Raw genomic sequence first — 21,533 nt, 5'->3', positions numbered from 1 at the left:
GCAGTCAGCGTCTTTTACTTGCGGCTCAATTCGGCTACAGAACGCGCTGCTTTTAGGCCCACAAAATAAGAACCATCAAAAATGAGCTGGCTTAAGGTAGCCCCTGCCGTTAGCGAGTTGGCAATACCAAATTGGGCCGGCTGAGGCTCGCCCTCAGGCAAGTTTTCTAAGGTCCCTTGCGGAACAAGCTGATAGCCCTCTAGGGTCCCCACCACAATAGGCGAAATAAAATCGGGTAGATACTGCACGGGCAAGTTCGCATTGTAGTTATACTCTACTTTTCCGCTCAATTGCGGCAAACCTATGGCCCGAGTATCTCGGATTTGTTGCTTAGCATACAAAATATCCTGCTCTGCCGTTTGCAGATCTAAGCTTTTATCTATGGCATAATCAATGGCCTCTTCCAAAGAGAAACTGGCCGGAGATTGGGCCGAAGACCAGCCCGCCAAGAAGAGAAAAACAAGGCTGTACAGCCCTTTGCTTAAGTTCATCTCAATTTTATATTTAGGAAGGTGAAGAAAGTTGTTCTAATTGTTCTAGATAATCCTTTAGGGCCGCCTTGCCCTTGTCCGACACAATGCCGTGCAGATGATAAGCCATCATGGCCCGATGCATACTCGGCCTAGAAAACTTATCGGGCGGAAATAATTCGGCATCCAAAAAGAGCTCGACCATACCTATATATAGACGGCTGACAATATCCGCATTCAAATCAGGCCGATATAAGCCCTCTTCTATGCCTCGGTCCATATTGTTTTTCATCATATTAAAGATGAAGGTCTTGCGAAACTTATCAAATTCGCCCCAAACCGCCTTATGGTATTTTCGTAGGTCAAACATCAAAGAAGGATTGATGTGCTGAATGTTCTTCTGAATCTCTCGACCCATCAAAAACATTTCCTCTAAGGCATTTTTTGCCTCCCGCTGTACCAACGTACAAGTCCGCTTTTCTTGATCAAAATGCGCTTGCAAGACTTTCATGATTAGGTCCTGCTTATTTTTGATATGTACGTAAAGCGTCTTTTTAGACATGCCCAACTCCCTTGCGAGATCAGACATAGTGACCGAGCGAATGCCGTATTGCCGAAACATTTTATCGGCAGCCGCTAATATTTTTTGTAGTTCGTCCACAACATCAAATTTTATCTTGTCAGTAGTTCTTTAGGGCCATTTTTTTAGCCTGTAAAGCACAAAAAGGGAAACTTTTAATGTTTCTTTGGTTTCCTCTTGGACCTAAGTCCCTGCTTTACAGTGGCAAAACTAAGGACTAAAACTCGGAAACCCAAAATATGTTTAAAGTTTCCTCGGTTTTTTATCATTTTTTTTGTTCGCTGCAGAGCCCCAAGGGCTGCTAGATTTTTTCTTAACTTGGGCCCAAATCAATAGAACTATGTGGACTGCGCTTTTTTCCTTTTATCGACGGGCTCAATCGGGCCGCAAAATAGCTTGCCCCGCCTTGCAAGAATGGCGAGAATTGGTCTTGGAGGATCGGCGAGAATTTTATTGTTTTTCGGTGCTAGAGGGACAGCGCGATTTGCTCCGACACGATAGTCGGCCCATTCAGATTCAGGATTTGGGCGCTGGTAGTCGAAAGTCGGCCCCTAAGCGAGTATCCGATTTGGCCAGGCGCTCGCTCTCTCCCGCCTGGCAGGCCCAGTTCTTATTTCGCCTGATCAATTTTCATCAGCCCCAAACGATCTTGGAGCTAGGGACCTCCTTGGGTATCTCGGCGCTTTATCAGCATGCGGCCAAGCGTTCGGCCCAAATGATTAGCATAGAGGGCTGTCCCGAAATTCACGCTATTGCCCAAAAGAATGCCCGCTTGTTTAGCGCCTCGGCTAGTTTGCAGCTTTGGCAGGGCAGCTTTGCGGAGCTGCTGCCCTCGGCCCTCAAGCAGTTGGGCCAACTAGATTATGCCTTTATTGATGGGCATCATTTGCGGCAACCTACCCTAGATTATTTTGAGGCTTGCCTGCCTTATTTGGGCCCCAACGCCCTCCTAGTTTTCGACGATATTTATTGGTCCGAGGAGATGCAAAGCGCCTGGGAAGAGCTCAAGGCCCACCCTAAGGTCAGTTATAGTATTGATTTGGGCTGGGCGGGCTGCCTCTTTTTTGGCCCTCGCCCTCAGGGCTGGCCCCAACAGCTAGAGTTGGTCCCTTTTTGGGCCAAACCTTGGTCTTAATGGACTTTTTTTCTTCTTTGAGGCCCTTTAGGGCTGACTCCATTTAGATTAGCCTAGGGGCTTGTCCCTAGGCGATGATTGGCTGCCCCTGCTTTTGAGTCTTTAGCTGGACTCATTTATTGCTCCTATTATAGTAGTTCTACTGTTCCAATACGCTAGTTGTAGTGCTCGCATACCGTAGCTATACTGTATGATTGAGGTAGTCAAAGTCCTCTATATACGTTATGGAAGTGTATAACATAGGTTATCTAAGTGCATGATATAGGTTGTGGAACTATATCATATAGGTTATAGAACTGCATAATGTAGGTTGTAGGACCCCAAATAGACGTTCCAGGACGTCTATTTTGGGGTCCCTAGACGTCTATTATGGGGTTAAGGGACCTACTCTATAGGGTTAGGGGACCTATATTATACAGTTCGGAACGTCTATTATGGGGTTGGGGAACCTATATCATGGGGTATAACAACTCTATACGATAGAGTCCAGAACGTACCTAATGGGGTCTAGGGACCTACTCTATGGGGTTAGGGGACCTATATTATACAGTTCGGAACGTCTATTATGGGGTTGGGGAACCTATATCATGGGGTATAACAACCTATACGATAGAGTCCAGAACGTACCTAATGGGGTTAAGGGACCTACTCTATGGGGTTAGGGGACCTATATCATACAGTTCGGAACGTCTATTATGGGGTTAGGGGACCTATCTTATGGGGTTGAGGAACCTATATCATAGAGTATAACCACCTCTATTTAGGTTTTGGCGACAAAAAAGGGGGAGCTTTAGGCAGGAAGAAAGAAGAATCAAGACAGATCTAGACAAAAAAAAAGAGTCACTGATAAAATCAGTAACTCTTTTGTAGTGGGCGAAGAGGGATTCGAACCCCCGACCCTCTGGGTGTAAACCAGATGCTCTGAACCAACTGAGCTATTCGCCCTTATTTTTGTGTTGCTTTCCGTTGAATGCGATGCAAATATACGGCAAGAATTTAAACTTCCAAACATTTTTCAAAAAAAGGGAGAAAAAAATGGCAAAAAAACCTAAAACTTGAGCCAAAGGCCCTTTTTACTGGCCTTCTTTGTATTTTCGGGCTAGATTTTTCATAAAAATTATTTTGTATTTCTGCATCTAGCAGGCGGCGAAGCCGCCGCAGGCTGAGGGATAGTAGGGGGTGGCCGCAGGCCAGACCGAGCTTTTTTGAGCAAAGCGAAAAAAAGCGCAGGGCCGAGCGAACAGCGAGCCCCCGCATAGCCCGACCCGCCCGCAGGGCGGGGCAGCCCCAAATACATCTTACTTCTCCCCAAAAAAGAAAGCGACATGAGTCCAAAGCCCAAAAATCAAAAACCCAAGAAGAAAAAAAGCCTAGCTTGGCGCATCTTATCGACCCTCTTCTTCTGGTCCCTAATGTTTACGATGATCGCCGTGATTGCCCTGATTGTTGTGGCCGCCTTTTATGAGGCCAAAATTGGGGGCTTGGTGGTTCAGGAACTACGCAAAAGCCTAAAAACGGAGCTCAAAGTAGAGCGAGCAGAACTCTCTTTGATTTGGGATTTCCCCAAGGCTTCGGTCAGTTTAAAAAACCTGGCCCTACATGATAATAGTGGCGACAGCAGCCGTTATTTGCTGCGGGCCGAAGACCTCTCCTTGAAGTGTAGCATTTGGGGATTGCTGTCAGGGCATTATCAATTTAATGCCATCAGTATATCTAATGCGGCCATTGATGTGCGGCAATATAAGGATGGGCAGACGAATTACGACATCTTTATTACGGAAGAAGAAGCCGAGGAAACGGGCCAAAGCAGCGACCTTAATCTTTCGATTAAGGATGCCAATTTTAAAAATGTTAAGCTGCGTTATTTGGACCAGATCATGGACCAAGATGTTAGCTTTTTGCTAGAGTCGGCCTTTTTTGCAGGCGATTTTAATAATGAGCGCTATATCCTGAAAAGCTTGGCCAATATCCAGATGAACTACCTAGAGATGGGGGGCGAGCGCTACCTAGAAAATAAAACCCTAGGCTATAATGCCAATATTCAGATTGACCATCTGACCCAAAGTTATAGCATCAAAGAGATGAAACTGCAGGCAGAGGGCAATGAGTTTTTGACCACAGGAGAGGTTGTTTTGGTGCCTAAGGGGACCCGTTTGGACCTCAAGTTTGAGTCGGACAAAGCCAAATTGGGCGCCTTGCTTCAGTTGCTGCCCCCCAAGCTCCTCCCCTATTTAGGCGGCTTTGAGAGCAATGCCTATATGAGCTTTAAGGCCGAAACCAAGGGCCTTTTGGCCCCCAACAGCCTGCCTATGACCAAATTTAACTTTGGTTTGCGCAGGGGGAGAGTGAGCCACCCTAACATGAGTCAATCGCTCAAAAGTGTAAACTTTGATGTAGAATTTGAGAACCGAGGCGGTAGCTCCAATCAGGCCTTATTAGAGCTCAAAAACTTTGAGGCCAGCTTGGGCGGACACCCTATTTCCTTGGCCCTAAGGGTAGAGGATTTAGACAACCCCCTGATTGATTTTAGCTTTGATGGCAAGCTGCCTATTGACCTCATCAAAGGATTTTTGGGCGAAGAAGTGAGTAAGGGCCAAGGCCTGCTCGCCATAGAAAATGTGGCCCTAAAGGGAAGGCTAAACGATATGCTCAACCCTCGCTACATCCAAAAAGTCAACTTGGGCGGAGCCCTTCGTTTTGATAATGTGGGTCTTGTTCGCTATGGCGTCCCGCTGAGCATTCCCGAGGGAAGTTTGGCCCTCAACAATAATGTGTTCTCGGTCAATAAACTACAATTCAAAAGCCGCAAATCTGACATCCTGCTGCAGGGAAATTTCCAGAATATTTTGCCCGTTCTCTTTGCCGACTCTAGCAACTCTAAGCAGGCAGAGCTAGGCTTTAAGGCTAGTTGGGCCTCTGAAAAACTGGATATTGATGAATTGATGTTGGCCGCTTTGGGCCCCCAAAGTCAGGAGCCTCTGCCCACAGATTCTATAGCGGCGGATTCGGTTCGGGCCGAGAAAAACGAGCAGCGGATGTTTGTCTCTAACTTCCTTTATGGCAGCTTTAAACTGCATATTCAGCAGCTCAATTATGGAGAATTTGAGTTTAAGAACATTGATGGCGAGCTCGCCTTTCAGAACAACAAAATGGACCTCAGAGGGCTTTCTCTAGAGGGCTTTCAGGGAAAAATGCGCCTAGATGCCCGCTATACCTTTGACTTGGCGCCCAAGTTGTTGGCCTTTGCCGAATTGGAAAAGATCGACATCAATCAGTTTTTTGACCAAATGGATAACTTTGGGCAAACCACCCTAGAGGCTCGACATTTGCGTGGCCGCTTGAGCAGCTTGGTCAAAGTAAATGCCTTTTGGGATGAACAGGGCCATTTTATGGACAATGAGCTCTCCGTTTTGGCCGATGCTAGCCTAGAAGATGGCGAAATCATTGGCTTTGAAATGTTGGAGGACTTTAGTCAGTACATTAAAGTCAAGGACCTCAAACATATTCGATTTAGTCGGGTCGAAAACCAGTTCCGCATAGCCAACCGCAAGCTCTATATTCCCGCCATGTTCATTCAGAGCAATGCCATGAATATCACGCTTTCGGGCAGCCATAGTTTTGACCAAGACATGGACTACCGCTTCAAGATCAATGTGGGCCAAATTTTGGCCAACCGCTTCAAGCGCTACAATAAGGATATGGAGCCTTTGCCCGCCCGCAAAAAGGGCCTTTTCAATGTTTATGCGCGCATGTATGGCAACCTCTACGATGAGGAATATCAGTATCAGATGGGCCGCAAAAAGGTGAAAAAACTCATGGAGGCCGATATGCAGGAAGAAACCCTGGCCCTCAACAACAGCCTAAAAGCGGAGTTTATGGGCAGCGAATTTGCGGCCCGTGGCGGCAGCGCCCCCTCTGGCAGCAACTTCCAACGAAAGGTCAAAACCTTAGAAGAACCCGACGAATGGGCCGATATTCCAGAATATAAAGGCGGTAGTGGCGGCACAATTGAGGAAGAAGAAGAGCCTGAATATATTGAGTGGTAATTTTTTGGGGCTGCCCCGCCAGTAGGCGGGTCGGGCTGTCCGCAGCTCGCTGCTCGCTCGGCCCTGCGCGGGCTGCGCCCGCTAGGTCTGCCGCCTGCGGCGGCCCTGCTCTCATCCCTCAGCCGCGGGCCTGCGGCCCTTTGCGGCGGCTTCGCCGCCTGCTAAACGCATAAAAAAAGCGCCCATGCTCCTTAGAGCATGGGCGCTTTGGCTTTAGGCCAGGGACTAATACGCCTTTACCTTATCGGAAAAAGAGTTAAAGATATCGCTGGCGTAGTTAAATATTTTTTCTTCTGCCTTAAAATTATCGCTAGGCTTAAACTCTCCGCCTAGGCCTTCCACCTTATTGTTTCCGGCCAATTGATAATAATTTTGGCCCTCAAAAACGTGTAGGTCTAGATTAGTGGGGCTTACATCGCTCACACAATCGAGTTGGCTAAAGCAGTAGATTTCGGCCTCGCCATCCTTATCTTGGTCGGCAATTTGGAAACCTGCATTAGGAAACTTGCTGACTAGGTCAAAGTTGCAATTTTCCATATCGTAATGCTTAATATTTTGGCGTTTGGCTTCTTTGCCATCCCAGAAATAATAGCCTAGGCTCATATAGTGGCGGCCTTCAGAAAAATATTGGTTGCGGAGCAAATAGTAAGTGCCCTTAATATCCTTTACCTCTGTGGCTTCTTCTAGGTCGGGGCCATGCACCATTCGACCATCGAAGGGGAGTTTTTTGGCGGGCACTGCCGTCATAGTAATTTCAAAAGGGCCAGAAGCGGCTTCTGCAAAGGCTTCTTCCTCGCTCATGGGCTCCTCTTCGGTTTCTTCTTTGGGCGTTTCTTTTTGGGCCGTTTGCTCATCTGTTTGGGGAGCAGATTGGTTTTGGCAGGCTGTGCCCATCAGCAAAAAGGCGAGGGCCAAGGGGATAAATAGTTTTCTCATGTTTTCTATAGTAATTAGTGGAGATAAATAGCGTAGCTAAGCGCAGAGCTGGCCGCTCTGGCTGAGGGGCTGTAGCAGGGCCGCCGAAGGCGGCAGACCAAAGCGGCGCAGCCGCTGCAGGGCCGAGCAGACCTGCGAGCTGCGCAATGGCCCGACCCGAAGGCCGCAGGCCGAAGGGGCAGCCCCAAAATAAAAAAGCTTTACCTCCAAAAGATAAAGCAAAAGACCGAGGTCAAAAAGAAAGTCATTAAAAAAAGCCTAAAAACAGCGCTCTACATAAGCAAGCACCTGGGCCACCTCTTCATCTTTGATGGCATAAAAATGTTTGTTACCTTCGGGACGGACCACAAGCACCCCTTTATTTTTAAGGATGCCCAAATGATGAGAAACCACCGCCTGCTCAATATTGAGGATACCATGAATATCCTTCACGGGCAATTCCCCTTTCTCTTTTAGGAGGTCGACGATAGCCAGACGAAGAGGATGGGCAAGGGCGCGAAGGGCCGCGGCAGCGGCTTCTAGGGTCGCAATGCTTAATCTAGCTTCTAACTGACTCATAGGATGTTGATTTAATTTGAGGTATACGATTTAAACAAAGTTAATCAAAAAAGTAGAAGGTCCTAAAAAAATAGCTATATAAATATAGTCCTTTTTATATGTAGTTACAAGCGTCCTAAAGTTCAAAATATAATTCCATAAACTAGCTATTAACAACTATTTTGCTTGCCTTAGCCGTATATAATCCAACAAATGTGCAAAAAATACTTTTAGTGCTAGGGTAAAATGCCCTTCTTTTGTCAATCATTAAAACCGAAATCTATGCGATTGATATACCTTTCTTTTTTCTGTTCGCTCCTTTGGGTGGGGCAACTACTGGCCCAAGAGGCGCCTTGTGGGGTCTCTTTGGCAGATGGAGCCGCCATTAAGGCCCAAATGATGGAAAACCGCCGCAACATCAACTTGGCCCAGATTAGCAGACAAAACACCACTTATATTCCTTTGAGTCTGCATTTGGTGGGCAGCGAGGCGGGGCAGGGCTTTGCCTCGGGCAGTAAGGCGGTAGAAATGCTTTGCAAGCTCAATAGCGACTTTGCCGACCAAAATATTTTCTTCTATCTCAATGGTCCAGTTCGCTTTATTTATGATGATGTGATTTATGATGATGCCTATAATAATACGGGCCAAGTTAGAATGAGCAGTTATAAGGTCCCTAATAGCCTCAATGTTTTTGTGAGTGCCAATGTGAGCCGCTCGGTGGCGGGTTATTATACGCCTTCTCGCGACTTTGTTTTTATTCAAAATAGCTACGCCAATGGCAGTTCAACCACCATTACGCATGAGCTGGGCCACTTTTTCACCTTGCCGCATACCTTTTTTGGTTGGGAGGGCGTAGATGCCCGGGCCCAATATAGTGGCAGTCCTGCTCCTCTGCTTGTGAATGGGCGTTTGGTCGAAAATGTAGCCCGAGGAATTGGGGCCAATTGCGCCAATGCCGCCGATGGCTTTTGCGATACCGAAGCCGATTATATTTCGGAGCGTTTTAGCTGCCCTGTTTCTACGAGTTTACAAGATCCTACGGGGGCCAGTTTGCAAATCAATAGCGACTACTTCATGTCTTATTCTAGCGATAATTGCCAAAATACTTTTTCGCAAGAACAAAAGAACGCCATGCTGGCCGATATGGCCAACCGCAACTGGACCAATTTTCCAGCGCCCAGCAGTATGGATAGCCTAGACGGTAGCCAACTCCAAGGCATTAGCCCTATCAACAATGATTTGGCGCAGGAGGTCAATGGACAAATTCGCCTAGAATGGGATGCCTCTACAGCGCCCAATGCCAACCAATGGGTCATTACGGTAGAGCGCATTTTTAACAATATTCCCTTGGGGCAGGTCTATACGGGCAGCGTGATGAATCAGAATTTTGCCTTTATTCCTAGCTCGGCCTTAGGGAGTAATCGTCAGTTTCGCTGGACCGTCAAGCCCCTGCAGCCGGCCTATACTTGTGCCCCCAGTTCTCCCCCTTTTTATTTTCAGACGGGCACAATTAGCAGTAGCCACAGTTTGGCTGATCTGGCCCAAAATGAGTTGCAGGTTTTCCCCAACCCTGTCCAAGATGCCAGCCTACAGCTTCGGTTGACCTCCTTGGCCAATAGTTCGGCCCAACTGGCTATTTATAGCTTAGATGGTCGCATTATTTGGGAGAAAGCGGACTTGGCCCTAATTGCTGGCGAACAAGATTTCCGCCTAGCGATTCCACAACTAGCCGCTGGCCAATATTTTATCCTAATCCGTAGCGACAAACAAGTTTGGAGACAGGCCTTTATTAAGCAGTAGGCTATTTTTTGGGGCTGCCCCTTCCGCTGGGTTGAAAGCCAGCGCAAAGCGGTATCGCTTTGCGAAGCTATACAAAATGAGGGTTAAAACCCTCATGAGTTTTCGGGCGGGTCGGGCTGTCCGCAGCTCGCTGCTCGCTCGGCCCTGCGCGGGCTACGCCCGCTAGGTCTGCCGCCTGCGGCGGCCCTGCTCTCATCCCTCAGCCTGCGGCCCTTCGGGCCTGTAGGGCGCAAAATGGGGCTAGCTGACAAATTGGCCGCCTATTGGGAACTGGAATTATCTTTGACGGCTTTTAACTAAGTTCAACATCATCCCCTTAGACACCATATAGTATATGTTCGGAAATTTCAAACGCTGGTTAGGCTTCTCGGAAGTCAAGATGCGCATATCGGCCCTAGAGGTCTACCCTATAGATGTAAATACCATCAATGCAGAGCTTCTTTTTTCGGCCAAGGGTGCGGCCAGTATTGAGGCCATTCGTATTCGCCTGATTGAGCGCTATGAGCGTGGGCGAGGCGACAACAAACAGATTGATGAATACATTTTGGGCGAAAAGCTCATTGAGGAGCCCTTACATTTAGAGAATGGGCAAGACTTCAGTTTGTTTTTCAAGCTTCCCTTTCAGTTTCAGCTCTCTAATATGGATCGTTTGGAGCGATCTAATGTTTTGGGCAAGAGTTTGGCGGGTTTTGCCAAAAGCCTCAAATCGGCAAAATCTATTTATAGAATTGAGGCCGTGGCTCAGCTACAAAACCAAGAAGGCCAACTTTGGGAGGAATGTAAAATTCGTTTTCAGGGAAAATAAGGCTTTGCATTTTCAGCAAAAAGGCCCAACCTCTATAAAGTTGGGCCTTTTTGCGTTTAGGCGGGCGGCCTTTAGGCCGTTTTTGGCGAGCTCATCTGCGGGCCCAGCGCTGCGGAGGGGTGGCCGAAGGCCAGACCAAAGCCGCCTGCGGCGGCTGCAGGGCCGAACAGAGAGTGAGCCCCGCAGCATAGCGGCGGCCAGCTTGCTGGCCGCGGGCCCCAAAAAAATAAAAAACTATGTATCCACTTCTTCTCTTTTTAACGGTATTGACCCTAGCGGTTTTGTTTTTAGCTTGGCGATTATTGCAGTCGCCCAAGGCGCCCCAAAAAGAAGAAAATGAGGAAGCTGTTAATAGTCAGCAGCAGTTGGGCCAGCGCCTTCGGCATGCCCTATATTGGGCCGAGCGGCATGAGCAGCAAGCCAAAGAAGAGCTAGAAAGCGGCTATCGGCAGCAAAAAGAGCTCTTAGAAAAGCTTGGGCGGCCCAGCTATGTCGAGCTGCCCAGCAAGGTCCTCTTTTTCTGTTTGCGTCCCATAGACGAGGGCCAAAATATCTATTATTATCAAAGAGATTTGCAAGAAAATCGGGAGGATTACTTAGAGGAAAGTCAGCGAATTTTGCAAGAATTTGAGCAAGAGCGGGAGGTATTAATACAGCAAATTGGGCTTTTTCGGGAGTTGCAACAATCGCATCGAGAAAACTTGCAGCGTTTGGAGGCCCTAAAAAAAGGGGACCAAAGTTGGGCCCAGCTCGAGCGGCATCGGCAGTATTTGGCCCAACAAAAAGCGCAGGATAAAAAAGAAGAGGCCGCCATTTTGCAGCAATACCGCCTAGCCCTCATTGCCGAAGAACTGGCCTTTCAGGAAGACTGCCAGCAGGCCTATGAAGAGCTCCTTCAGGAAGATCGGCTGCTGCTGGGGCCAGAGCTCGAGCAGCTGCGGGCCAAGGTAGAGCAGCAAGATCCTGACCGTGGCTAGGCTTTTGCATAAAGAGAAGAAAAAAAGTAACTTAACGCTCAGAACGCTAAATCTACAGATAAGTATGAGAACTATTTGCATCTTTCTTCTCGCCCTTATGGGCTCGCCCTTAGTCTGGGCTGGCAGCCCCGATAATTCCGATGGCTCCATTCAAAAAATTTTACTCCTCAGTGAGCAACAAAAGTATCTGATTAAGCAAAGTGCCAAGGCCTTTATGGGCCTAGCCAACAGCCCCAAGGTGGTGGATTACTACCTACAGATTGACTCTTCGCTCTTGGTTTTTGAGGAAAATCTAGTGGAACTAGAAGAGTTTAGTGAGTCGCCTATTCTTAAACCCGCACTGACCGATCTAAAAAATAATTGGAAGGAGTACAGCCTAGTCGTCAGTCGAGAAATTGGCCCGAAGACCTGCTCCAAACTGCTCAAATTGGAGCGCAAAACCTATGAGGCGGCAGAGGCCTATCGCTTTGCGCTCAGTGGGTATATTGCTCAGATTTACCCCAATATTGCCCGCAACCTCAAAGAATCTTACGGCCTGAGTAGCCGGGCCTATGCTCAAGCTATTTTTGCCGAAAGCTATATGTTTTATCAATATGCTAGTCGCTTGGACCTGCCCGAAAAGCGCAGTTTGGAGCGCAGCCTAAAAAAGGTAGCAGAACAAACCCTAGCCAATTTCGACATCCTGCTCAATAGCAAGGTTAATACCGCCAGCACCAAAGAACAACTCCAAAGCATTAAAGAAAAATGGCTAGCATTGAGCAAGGAATTTGACAACTACAGCCCCAAAAAGCGCAGTTATATGACTAGCCTGGCCAGTAGCTCGGACCAAAGCAGTCAGGCGCTTTGTCGGCTCGCTAGCGAATACAGCCAGTTGGTCGAGGTCCTATCGGTCAGCCATTTGGTGGCCATGGTGAGCCGCCACCGCGCCCAAAACAAAGAAATGGCGCGCACCTACCTACTTGCGGCCTTTGATTTGGAGCGCGACCGCAGCGCCCGTCAATCGCTAGATGAGCTCATCTCGGAATTTGAGGGTCGCAATCGTCGTTTGGTGGTATTTGCCCCCACCAAGGCCGCTCGCCGGTCGGCAGAAACCATTGGTCGCTTCTGGAAAAACTACAAAAAGGCCCTAAAAAAGAACTATACCGAGGAGGGCCTATTCAAACTCATTGAGCAAAGTCATATTATTATGGCGGCCTGCGACCGCATGGCTGGCGACCTAGAAAATTATGCGGGCCAGCTTCCGCTCTACCCCAAAGAGCAGAAAGAATTGCCCAAAGAAGAGCGCATCATTCACTTGCTCAATATTGTGGGGCATCAAACTACCGACATTCAGCGCCTCTTGATTTATCGGGTGCAAACGGCCAAAAATCAGGGTGGAAGCATTTCGCAACGCCGCTATGAGGATACCGTAAAGGAGTTTGAGCAGACCTTGCAGCAGCTACAAACTTTTGAGGACAACACCCCCGCCATTGTCGAGGGCCTACATAAGTTGGAAACCCTTTGGACCCAGCTCAAAAATGATTATTTGGGGGCCCAAACCCTAGAAAAAGAGGAGCTGCTTAGCTGTATCGAGCAAATTGATTTATTGGCTAGCGAGTTAGAGCAACTGAGCATTCTCTATGAAAATATGGTCAATACTTTGGTCCAATATAGCTTAAAATAATCCGTTTAGCCCTTCTATTTTGAAGGGCTTTTTTTTGGGGCTGCCCCAGCCTTCGGCTGGGTCGGGCCATTGCGCAGCTCGCAAGTCTGCTCGGCCCTGCAGGCTTTTTCGCTGCGCTACAAAAGCCTTGGGTCTGCCGCCTTCGGCGGCCCTGCTACAGCCCCTCAGCCGCGTCGCTGCGCTCCTTTGCGGCGGCAAAGCCGCCTGTAGGGCCGTAAAAAAAGGGGAGAAACAGCTTATTGCTGTTTCTCCCCTTTTCTTTGGACCAATAACGGTCATTATTTATTTTGGCGAATCACTCTAAACTCTGTTCGGCGGTTTTCGCCATGCTGAGCTTCATCACAGCTACTAAAATCATCGCAACCATTGAGTAGTTGGCTTTCACCTAAGCCCAAATAGCTCAAACGGGCCTCAGAGATGCCCTTTTCAATCAGGTAATCAGCTACTGATTTTGCTCTGCGAGCAGAGAGCTCCAAATTATAATTGGCATCTCCACGAGAATCGGTATGCGAGCGAATCTCTACTACCAAATCGGGATTATTGACCATAATATCGAGCAATTGTTGCAGCCCCGTAGAGCGTTCTAGATTGATGCGATCTTGATCGTAATCATAATAAATTGCATCAATTTGGTAGACCTGTTCTCCTTCAAAGCCATTGGGGTTTCCGCCACCAAAGCTGCCCTCTTGTCCATTTGGATTATTGGGGTTATCTAGCTTGAAGAGTTCGGGCAGGGCCACATTCGCATTAAAGGTAGTATCCTCATCAATGTTGAGTGTACTAAACTTATTGGTGCTAGTAAAATAGCCTTCTTTGCTAGCCTTGATTACATATTGGCAATTGGCCAAGGCCTTTAGGCTATAATTACCTTCGGCATCTGTGCTGCCTTTGGTTGTTCCTTTTTGGCAGTTGCTTAGGAGTTCTACCTGCGCATTGGCTAGAGGTTCTCCGGTTTTGTCATTGACTACTTGGCCCTCTACTTTAATTTCCAGTTTTTTGGCCACCGTGGGCACCTGAATAAAGAGGCGGGCTCCCATAGCGTAGCCTTCTGTAGAAATAGTTACTGAAGTATCGCCAAAGGCAGGAGAAAAGACCTCAAAGGTACAGCTTCTATTAAGTGGCAACTGGAGTTGGACCTTTCCATCTACATCGGTTAGATACTCTTTACGAGGAAAGCAATCAGAAGTTAGGCTCACCTCATCTACCCCCCTACCTGTCAACTTATCAAAAACGAGTAGTTCTGTATTGACGGCTAACTTAGTAAAGAAGAAAATATCGGTAGCGCCCACTGCGCTATCTCGGTTAGAAGAGAAATAGCCAGAGATTCCGGAGCTATCATCTTGCATATAGGCAAAATCATCGAAGCGGCTATTGATGGGAGAACCTAGATTTTCTAGGGGTCTCCATCGGCCCTTATAAGCCTTAGAAGAATAGACATCGAGGCCACCGAGGCCTGTATGTCCATCAGAGGCAAAATAAAGTGTTCCATCTGGGGCGAGCCAGGGGAAAACCTCATCGCCTTCGGTGTTAATTTCGGGGCCGAGGTTAATGGGTTCGCTCCAGCCGCTACCTTCTAGATAAGAAACGTAGAGGTCCATACGGCCAAAGCCACCGGGCATATCTGAGGCGAAGTACATTTTATCGCCTTCTGCGTTGAGGGTGGGATGGGCCACAGAATAAGACTTGCGGGCAAAATCGACGCGGCGGCCTTTTTTCTCCCAGCCCGTATTGGTCATTTTAGTACTCATAATTTGAGTTTGGACAATACCGGCACCATCTCGTTCTACCTTTCCTTTTTGGAAATAATTTCGGGTAAAGTACATGGTTGTTCCATCGGGAGAGAAAGCTACAGGTCCATCATGATAGCGAGTATCTACAATCTTATCGAATGGGCGAGATTTGCCATACTTATAAGCCTTAGTTTCCTCATCGACGAGGCGGCGATCGCAATAATAGACATCGACAAAGGGGCGGCCGGTCCAGGCGGACTGAAAAAATAGCGGAGCGGCTCCGGTATCTCTTTCGGCACAATAGACAATCCCCTTACGGTGTGTATTGAGGCCAAACTCATCGTATTTAGTGTTAATTTCTCGAACATTTCGGACGATATAGAGGGCCCCACTATTTGTGAGTAGTGTTCGGAGGCTATCGTCGCAGGCCTCAATGAGTTGGGGGCCGCGGAGATCGCCGGGGGCGAGTTCTCTAAACTTCTCGAAGCTCACTCTAGCCTCTTGGGGGCGATTATTAGACAATTGAGAGAGGCCCAAATAAAAATAGAGCTCGGCATTAGCTTCAGGGTGGAGGACCGCTTTGGCGTACCAGCGTTCGGCCTTTTGGTAATCGCCGATACGGCGGTAGCAATCGGGAAGATTGAAAAGGGCCTCGGGCTCTGTTTTCTTGGCCAAAATCTTTTCATAGAGTTCGATGGCCTTTCTAAAGTTCAGTTGTTGGTAGAACTTATTGGCCTTAGTCAGCTTGGCAGATTGTGCCTCTAGGCCTGTGCTGGCTAGCGCTAGGCAGAAAAAGGCTAAACAAAGGCGGGATAAGATGGATGTCATATTAGAAAAAGCTTTTGAAAGCGTAAAGGGTCGATAATATAAAGGTCTGCTCCTTTTGCGGTTTTGCAGGCGGCGAAGCCGCCGCAGGCTTAGGGATGGACAGCAGTGGCCCGCAGGGCCAGACCGAAGCGCTTTAGCGCTGAAGGGCCGAGCGAAGAGCGAGCTGCGAAACAGCCCGACCCGCCCAAAGGGTGGGGAAGCCCCTCTAAAAGAGCCCTAATCTAGCGAGCGATCCGAATCCATTGGCGGCCCAAAAGCACGCCATCGGTTCCGTAAACAATTAGGTAATAATCGCCATCGGGTAGGTCATTTCCTTGGAAAGTACCGTTCCAGTCATTTTGATAATCCTCTTGGCGGAAAACCTCATTGCCCCAGCGGTTATAGACCACCACCTCATTGCCGGGGAAATTCTGAATGGTTTCGATGACCATAAAGTCGTTTACTCCATCATTATTGGGAGAGAAGCCATCATAAATCGTGAAAGGGCTACAAGGGATATCGATATAAACCGTGGCGGTATCGGCGCCCCAAGGATTGAAAATCACATAATCGAAGGCATCATCTCCGCAGAAGCCGGGATTAAGGCTATAAGTAAAAGAGCAATCATTTTGGTTGATTTGGCCCAGGTTGGGTTGGCTGAGGGCAGCCACCGTATAATTGGCGGTATTGAAGCTATCATTGAGACAAACATCAATAGTAGCCGTACTTTGGCCAAAAATCAGCTCTAGGGTATCATCTTGAGCGATGGGGGCGGGCAGAGCCACCTCCACAAAAAGGTAAGAAGTATCGCAGGCGCCGTTATTGGAACAGACCAAGAAGCAGCCGAGATCGCTTCCTAGGCTATCGCCGATATAAGTCACGCAAGCGGTTTGTTGGTCGATAATAAAGTTCACGGCTCCAGAAGAAGCGTTGGCGCAGAAATTATAGACCGTATCTACTGAAGGCACCTCCGTAGTATCTAGGCAGAAAGTAAACTGCTCTCCGACCAAAATGGTATCCTCAAATTGTTCGGTGGTGGCACAATACAAATTCACCAAAGCGGCATCGCTACAGTTGAGCGGGCCATTCACCACCAAGCTATAAGTTCCTTGAGCGGGAAAGCTAAGGACCGTTCCTTGAGCGTACTGAGGTTGGACCGTAGGGCCTACATTAGAAACTGTTCCCGAAGGAATACAGCTAATATTGAGATTATTGTAATTGGTCGTTGAAGTCGTATTGGTCCCGATAATAATCGAGCTATCGCCATTGATACTCCAGAAGGTATTTCCGTCATTGATATTCATAAAATTGACCACACCCAAAAGGCCAGCCACCGTATCGGGGCCGTAGAAAACGCCATTGGCGGTCCAGCTCACCTCAAAAGCGCCAGAGCAGTTAGGGACCAAGATCACGGGATATTGGATGCGGGTCACTTCATTACAAGCGGCAAAACCGCCGGTATAGGGTTGGCCGTTGAGCGTAAAGCTATAATCGCCAGACTGCACACTGTCCAAAGGAATATTGCTAATACAAGTCTCGAGAACAGAGCAATCAGTGAGTTGGCTCGTGATCGTATCGGGTAAAAGGTCGCGACAGTTTGGCTCCAAGTTATTGAAGATATAGACCATGGTATCGCAAACGCCATTATTATCGCAAAGCTCCACACAAACTGTATCGGCGCGAATGCCAGAGTTTTGTTGAGGGGCGGCGGGGGTATAAGAAGCGCAGCCCGTAGTAGGATCTACGTTGATCCCCCCTACGTTTTGTAGATCGCAACCGAGGTTATTGACCGAAGCCAGCGTTCCAGCAAACTGAATATTGATGGGGCAGGTATCGACCACTGCAGAGCCAGCCGCCACATCAATAATCGCCGTATCGGGCTGAGGGGCTAGCGTAAAGATATAAATAGTGGTATCGCAAAAACCGTTATTATCACAGACCTCCCAGCAGAGGGTATCTTGTCCAGCGGTATTGTTTCCGATATAATCGAAACAAGCCGTATTGGCGTTGATATTGGCTACCGCACCAAAGTTAAGTGGCGAGCAGCCTAGGTTATTTACCGTTTGCAAATTGCCGGGCAATTGGGTAGTATCCATACAATAAGTTCCGCTTTGGTTCACATAAACCATAGGGCGGATAGTATCTACAGAAGAGCAAGCCAAAAGCTCGATATTATTTTGTTGAATCTGGCAGCCTTGGGCATCGGTTAGCGTGAGGCTATAGTTGCCGGGCGCTACACTAGAGAGGTCCTCTGTAGTGGCACCATTAGACCAAAGAAAAGTATAAGGCGAGTTGGCCCCACTTACAGTCAGGTCAATATCGCCAGCTACACAGGCGGGATTGGCCGTTTGTACCTCTAGGGTCCAGTAGTTAGGCGTTCTAATTTCTACAGGCAGAAAAGATTGGCAGCCCCCAGTTTGCAAGCGAACCTCATAGCGGCCAGCGGGTAAGTTAGTTTGTGGCGTATTTCCTACCAATTGGCCAGAGCTCAATTCATAAACTTCACAAGTTGGGCAACTTCCGTTATCATCAATAACTCCAGCATTGGCCCCTGCGCAGTTGTTTGCCGTGATTGTAAAGTTGGCGGGATTGAGTGTAGTTGCTCCAGCCTCATCCAAGACCAAAGTATCAAAACCGCTACAGCCATTCACATCAATCACCTCGATGGTATAAACGCCGGCGGTCAGGTTGACAAAAGTATTTGGACCAAACTGCTGTCCAATAAAGGTCCCGTTCAAGTAATAATCAAAGGGCACGCTACCCGTAGTGGGCGTGGTCGTAAAAGAACCGTTGGTACCTCCCCCGCAGGCAGGGTTGGCATCTACTACACTTCCCGCCAAAATACCTCCATTTGTAGGGACCTCTAGGCGGAAAGCCGAGCTACAGCCATTGGCATCTACCAAAATAAAGCTATACTCTCCAGCCGTCAATTGACTAAGCGTATCTAGGTTGTTCAAGTTGGTTAAAGTAGCCGATTGCGGACCGCTATAGTTTAAAGAAAAAGGCGCTTGGCCCGTAAAGCTAAACGCAATTTCTCCTGTGTTTACAGCGGTATTACAATCATCCGCCTGAATGACCGCCGTTTGGCTAGGCCCATCCTGATGACTAATGCTAAAGGGAATAATTTGCTGGCAAGCCGCCCCATCGCTAACCGTAAGCTGATAGTTGCCCGCCGCCAAAGAAGAAATGGCCGAGGTAGTTCCCCCATTAGACCATTGATAACTAATTGGCGCCTGTCCGCCAGTAACAATAACGCTAGCTTCGCCATTAGACTGCCCACAACTCGCATCACTCAAGAGCAAGCTTTCAATTTGTAAATCACATTGGGCAGAAAGTTGATGACTAAAGATACTGCTCCAGCAAAAACTAACCGTAAGCGCTGCTATAATAGCCGATTTGCTGATAAATTGTAGAGGTAAATGCATGCTCAAAAAACGAGTTATTGAAGGTATATTCTGATGGCTAAAATTAAGTAAGTTTTTCATAAAACACTAAAGAAGTCTTTTAAGAATTCCCCCGCTCAAGCCAAAGCCCAGCTTTCTGCGCTAGGCCCGCCCAAAGATAAAGCTTTTGAAGCGAAAAAAAGCGGTGCAAAATTTTAAGGGCTGAAATTGAGGCAAATAGTCTAAAATAGACATAAAAAAAACCGCCTCCAAAATTGGAAGCGGTTTGCGTGATTTCGCCGGGGTTCGAACCCGGGACCCTTTGATTAAAAGTCAAATGCTCTACCAGCTGAGCTACGAAATCAACCTAAAAGGCTAAACTCTATATAAATTTTTTTTGTGATTTCGCCGGGGTTCGAACCCGGGACCCTTTGATTAAAAGTCAAATGCTCTACCAGCTGAGCTACGAAATCAATCCAGATATTTAGCCTTTATATTGTATGTTGTGATCCCGCCGGGGTTCGAACCCGGGACCCTTTGATTAAAAGTCAAATGCTCTACCAGCTGAGCTACGGAATCAATCCAAACTTAAAGTTAAAAACAAAGTGTTTTCCTCCCTAAGCGGTTGCAAAAATAGGCAAGAATTTCTTTTGACCAAAATATTTTAGCCCTTTTTTCAAAAAAACTTACTTTTTCAACATCACGCCCTTGGCAATGAGGTTAAATTCACTCCGCCCTTCTGTGATTTTTGCCGCCTCTTCTTCGCTCTACCCATCGGCCTGAGCTTGGGCTTGTAGCTCCTCTGCCGAAATGTCTACTCTAAAGGCAGGCCCCTCAGCCACAACGGTTTGCCCCATAAATTCTTTGGGCAAAGCCTTATGCTCCGCGGTGCTCACAATCAATTCTTGCCCCTCGGCCGTCTTGAGCGTAAACCAACAACCCGACATTTTACACATCTCCACAATTTCTCCCTCCACTTTAATATTTTCTACCCCCGGCGACTCTTGGCCCTCGCCCCAAGCAATCATCCCCAAGTCTTCCGCCTGCAAAGCCGCAACAACTTCTGCCGCCGTTTTGGCCCCTTCTCCATCAATTTTTTCTAGCCCATAATGTAGGCCCTCTTCCGTCAAAGGCTCGGGCGCAGCGCCATGCCCCTCATGATGCCCATGCTGCTCCTCTGCAGAAGCGGCTACCGTTTCTTCCTGCGCAGACTCCTGAGGTGCCGCTTCGTTCTGGCAAGCGCCAAACCCCAATACCAAAAATAGACTGACAATAAATGTGACTGACTTAAACATAGTAGATTGCTTTTTATTTTGACCCCAAAAATAAGCATTTTCCAGCAGCTAGCTGTATCCTTTGGCCTTTTGTCCCTTTTTGTTATAGTTTTTTCCTGCCAGAATTAGCCTTGCCCAAAACAACCTCCTCTCCTTTTTTATGTTTATCTTTTAATTGATTTTTTTGGGGCCTCAGCTGCGCTGCGCTTGCTGCGCTACGTTGCGGGGCTCGCTATTCGCTCGGCCCTTCGGCAGCAAAGCTGCCTTGGTCTGCGGCTGCGCCGCCCCCCTCCACATCGCTAGGCCAAGCCCGCCCCTGGCCCAATTTCCCACCCAAAGCCGCTCTCTTATGAAATGGTACATCTTACGCAATCCCAAAGCCCGCCAAGCTACTGCGCTAAGGCTTTGGCCCAAAATAGAGCGGCAAATTAAGGCCAGCGGCCAAGCCTATGAGGGCCAAGATGTCCGCAACCGCCGAGAAATGTTGCAGCAAATACAACTCTACCTCAAAGAAGGGGGGCAAAATTTTCTGGTTTTAGGCGGCGATGGTAGCCTCAACGCCGCTGCCAACGCCCTTTTAGGGCAGTCTTTTCGAGCCGTAGAGGAGCTCTGTCTGGCCCATTTGCCGCTGGGTTGGGGCAACCACTATGCCGCCCCAAGGAGCAAATACCGCCCCTGGAAAGGGCTGGCCCAAGGCATGCGCAACCCCCAAATGAGCTACCAAGATGTGGGCCTGCTGAGCTGGAAAAGGGGAGAAAAAACCTATCAACGCTATTTTGTTCATTTGGTGCAGATGGGCTGGCTGGCCCAATATTATCAAGGCTTGCAAAAAAGAGCCCCCAAAAATATTCGCCTACTGACCAAATGGCAATTTTTTCAAAGCTGGAAGCAGCAAAGCCAAATTGGCCCAACAGAAATTGCCCTCAATGGCCAAAAGCAAGCCCTAGCCCCCTTCTTTAACTTTGCCGTGGGCCTGCAAAAAGACAAAGAAAGCTTTAGCTGGAAGAGCCAAGAGAAAAAAGCCCATCTGGGCCAACTGCTCTTCCCGCAGGCCCTATTAAATGGCCCAAAAACCAGCCCACAATCCATTCAAGATATTCAACTTGAATTGCCTAGCCATTGGCCCATTAGCATTGATGGGGACCCCATTATTCGCTCGGCCAGCGCCCTGCATTTTCAGTTGCTGCCCAAACAACTCAGGCTGCTGCAGTTTTAGGTCCTACAGGCGGCAAAGCCGCCGCAAAGGAGCGCAGCGACGCGGCTGAGGGGCTGTAGCAGGGCCGCCGAAGGCGGCAGACCCAAGCGCTGAAAGCGCTGCAGGGCCGAGCGAACAGCGAGCTGCGCAATGGCCCGACCCAGCCGAAGGCTGGGGCAGCCCCAAAAAAAATAG

14 protein-coding genes and 4 tRNA genes are annotated in these 21,533 nt (G+C 48.3%); 7 read left to right on the top strand and 11 right to left on the bottom strand.

What is annotated here, in order from left to right; all coding sequences use genetic code 11:
* Positions 1–14 precede the first annotated feature (14 nt).
* Both OP864_RS10605 and OP864_RS10600 read right to left on the bottom strand, forming a co-directional pair.
* Positions 15–491 (bottom strand): hypothetical protein, encoded by a 477-nt coding sequence (locus tag OP864_RS10605; RefSeq protein WP_489886452.1) that lies wholly within the window; start codon positions 489–491, stop codon positions 15–17.
* Between the two features lie 13 nt (positions 492–504).
* Positions 505–1,131, bottom strand: coding sequence for a TetR/AcrR family transcriptional regulator (locus OP864_RS10600; RefSeq protein WP_270098167.1), 627 nt, complete (start codon positions 1,129–1,131; stop codon positions 505–507).
* Between the two features lie 259 nt (positions 1,132–1,390).
* On the opposite strand from OP864_RS10600, the gene OP864_RS10595 reads away from it, so the two are divergent.
* Entirely contained in the window at positions 1,391–2,185 is a 795-nt protein-coding gene (locus OP864_RS10595) for an O-methyltransferase (protein ID WP_270098166.1), read from the top strand.
* Positions 2,186–3,055: 870 nt separating this feature from the next.
* On the opposite strand, the gene OP864_RS10590 is transcribed toward OP864_RS10595, so the two are convergent.
* Positions 3,056–3,130: transfer RNA gene (locus tag OP864_RS10590), tRNA-Val, on the bottom strand.
* 380 nt (positions 3,131–3,510) lie between these two features.
* On the opposite strand from OP864_RS10590, the gene OP864_RS10585 reads away from it, so the two are divergent.
* A complete protein-coding gene (locus tag OP864_RS10585) occupies positions 3,511–6,231 on the top strand; it encodes an AsmA family protein (RefSeq protein ID WP_270098165.1) in 2,721 nt (906 codons plus the stop codon).
* 225 nt (positions 6,232–6,456) lie between these two features.
* Here OP864_RS10585 and OP864_RS10580 read toward each other — a convergent pair whose 3' ends face one another.
* Both OP864_RS10580 and OP864_RS10575 read right to left on the bottom strand, forming a co-directional pair.
* Positions 6,457–7,167, bottom strand: coding sequence for a M949_RS01915 family surface polysaccharide biosynthesis protein (locus tag OP864_RS10580; RefSeq protein WP_270098164.1), 711 nt, complete (start codon positions 7,165–7,167; stop codon positions 6,457–6,459).
* A gap of 258 nt (positions 7,168–7,425) precedes the next feature.
* Entirely contained in the window at positions 7,426–7,725 is a 300-nt protein-coding gene (locus OP864_RS10575; RefSeq protein ID WP_015692987.1) for an ArsR/SmtB family transcription factor, read from the bottom strand.
* A 261-nt stretch (positions 7,726–7,986) separates the two neighbouring features.
* On the opposite strand from OP864_RS10575, the gene OP864_RS10570 reads away from it, so the two are divergent.
* The 4 genes from OP864_RS10570 (at position 7,987) to OP864_RS10555 (ending at position 12,949) form a co-directional block, all read left to right on the top strand.
* Positions 7,987–9,504 carry a zinc-dependent metalloprotease gene (locus tag OP864_RS10570; protein WP_270098163.1) on the top strand — a complete coding sequence of 506 codons (1,518 nt, stop codon included), beginning with the start codon at positions 7,987–7,989 and terminating at the stop codon, positions 9,502–9,504.
* A 334-nt stretch (positions 9,505–9,838) separates the two neighbouring features.
* Positions 9,839–10,309, top strand: a complete 471-nt coding sequence (locus OP864_RS10565) for a hypothetical protein (RefSeq protein WP_270098162.1) — start codon at positions 9,839–9,841, stop codon at positions 10,307–10,309.
* 236 nt (positions 10,310–10,545) lie between these two features.
* A complete protein-coding gene (locus tag OP864_RS10560; RefSeq protein ID WP_270098161.1) occupies positions 10,546–11,286 on the top strand; it encodes a hypothetical protein in 741 nt (246 codons plus the stop codon).
* A 64-nt stretch (positions 11,287–11,350) separates the two neighbouring features.
* On the top strand, positions 11,351–12,949 hold the full coding sequence (locus OP864_RS10555) for a hypothetical protein (protein WP_270098160.1): 1,599 nt from the start codon (positions 11,351–11,353) through the stop codon (positions 12,947–12,949).
* A 278-nt stretch (positions 12,950–13,227) separates the two neighbouring features.
* On the opposite strand, the gene OP864_RS10550 is transcribed toward OP864_RS10555, so the two are convergent.
* The 6 genes from OP864_RS10550 to OP864_RS10525 all read right to left on the bottom strand — a co-directional run bounded on the left by OP864_RS10550 (position 13,228) and on the right by OP864_RS10525 (position 20,164).
* Positions 13,228–15,507, bottom strand: coding sequence for an OmpA family protein (locus tag OP864_RS10550; RefSeq protein ID WP_270098159.1), 2,280 nt, complete (start codon positions 15,505–15,507; stop codon positions 13,228–13,230).
* Positions 15,508–15,728: 221 nt separating this feature from the next.
* Complete coding sequence (locus OP864_RS10545) at positions 15,729–18,971, bottom strand: T9SS type B sorting domain-containing protein (protein WP_270098158.1); 3,243 nt, start codon at positions 18,969–18,971, stop codon at positions 15,729–15,731.
* Positions 18,972–19,160: 189 nt separating this feature from the next.
* Positions 19,161–19,233 (bottom strand) — tRNA-Lys (locus OP864_RS10540).
* Between the two features lie 36 nt (positions 19,234–19,269).
* Positions 19,270–19,342 (bottom strand) — tRNA-Lys (locus tag OP864_RS10535).
* A 33-nt stretch (positions 19,343–19,375) separates the two neighbouring features.
* A tRNA-Lys gene (locus OP864_RS10530) sits at positions 19,376–19,448 on the bottom strand.
* A 188-nt stretch (positions 19,449–19,636) separates the two neighbouring features.
* Positions 19,637–20,164, bottom strand: coding sequence for a DUF4920 domain-containing protein (locus OP864_RS10525; RefSeq protein ID WP_270098157.1), 528 nt, complete (start codon positions 20,162–20,164; stop codon positions 19,637–19,639).
* Between the two features lie 328 nt (positions 20,165–20,492).
* Here OP864_RS10525 and OP864_RS10520 point away from each other — a divergent pair, with 328 nt between their 5' ends.
* Positions 20,493–21,359, top strand: a complete 867-nt coding sequence (locus tag OP864_RS10520) for a diacylglycerol/lipid kinase family protein (protein ID WP_270098156.1) — start codon at positions 20,493–20,495, stop codon at positions 21,357–21,359.
* Positions 21,360–21,533: the final 174 nt, after the last annotated feature.

Source organism: Saprospira grandis (assembly GCF_027594745.1).
GTDB lineage: Bacteria > Bacteroidota > Bacteroidia > Chitinophagales > Saprospiraceae > Saprospira > Saprospira grandis.
Note: the sequence above shows the minus strand (reverse complement) of the source record. Positions and strands in the feature narration are given on the sequence as shown.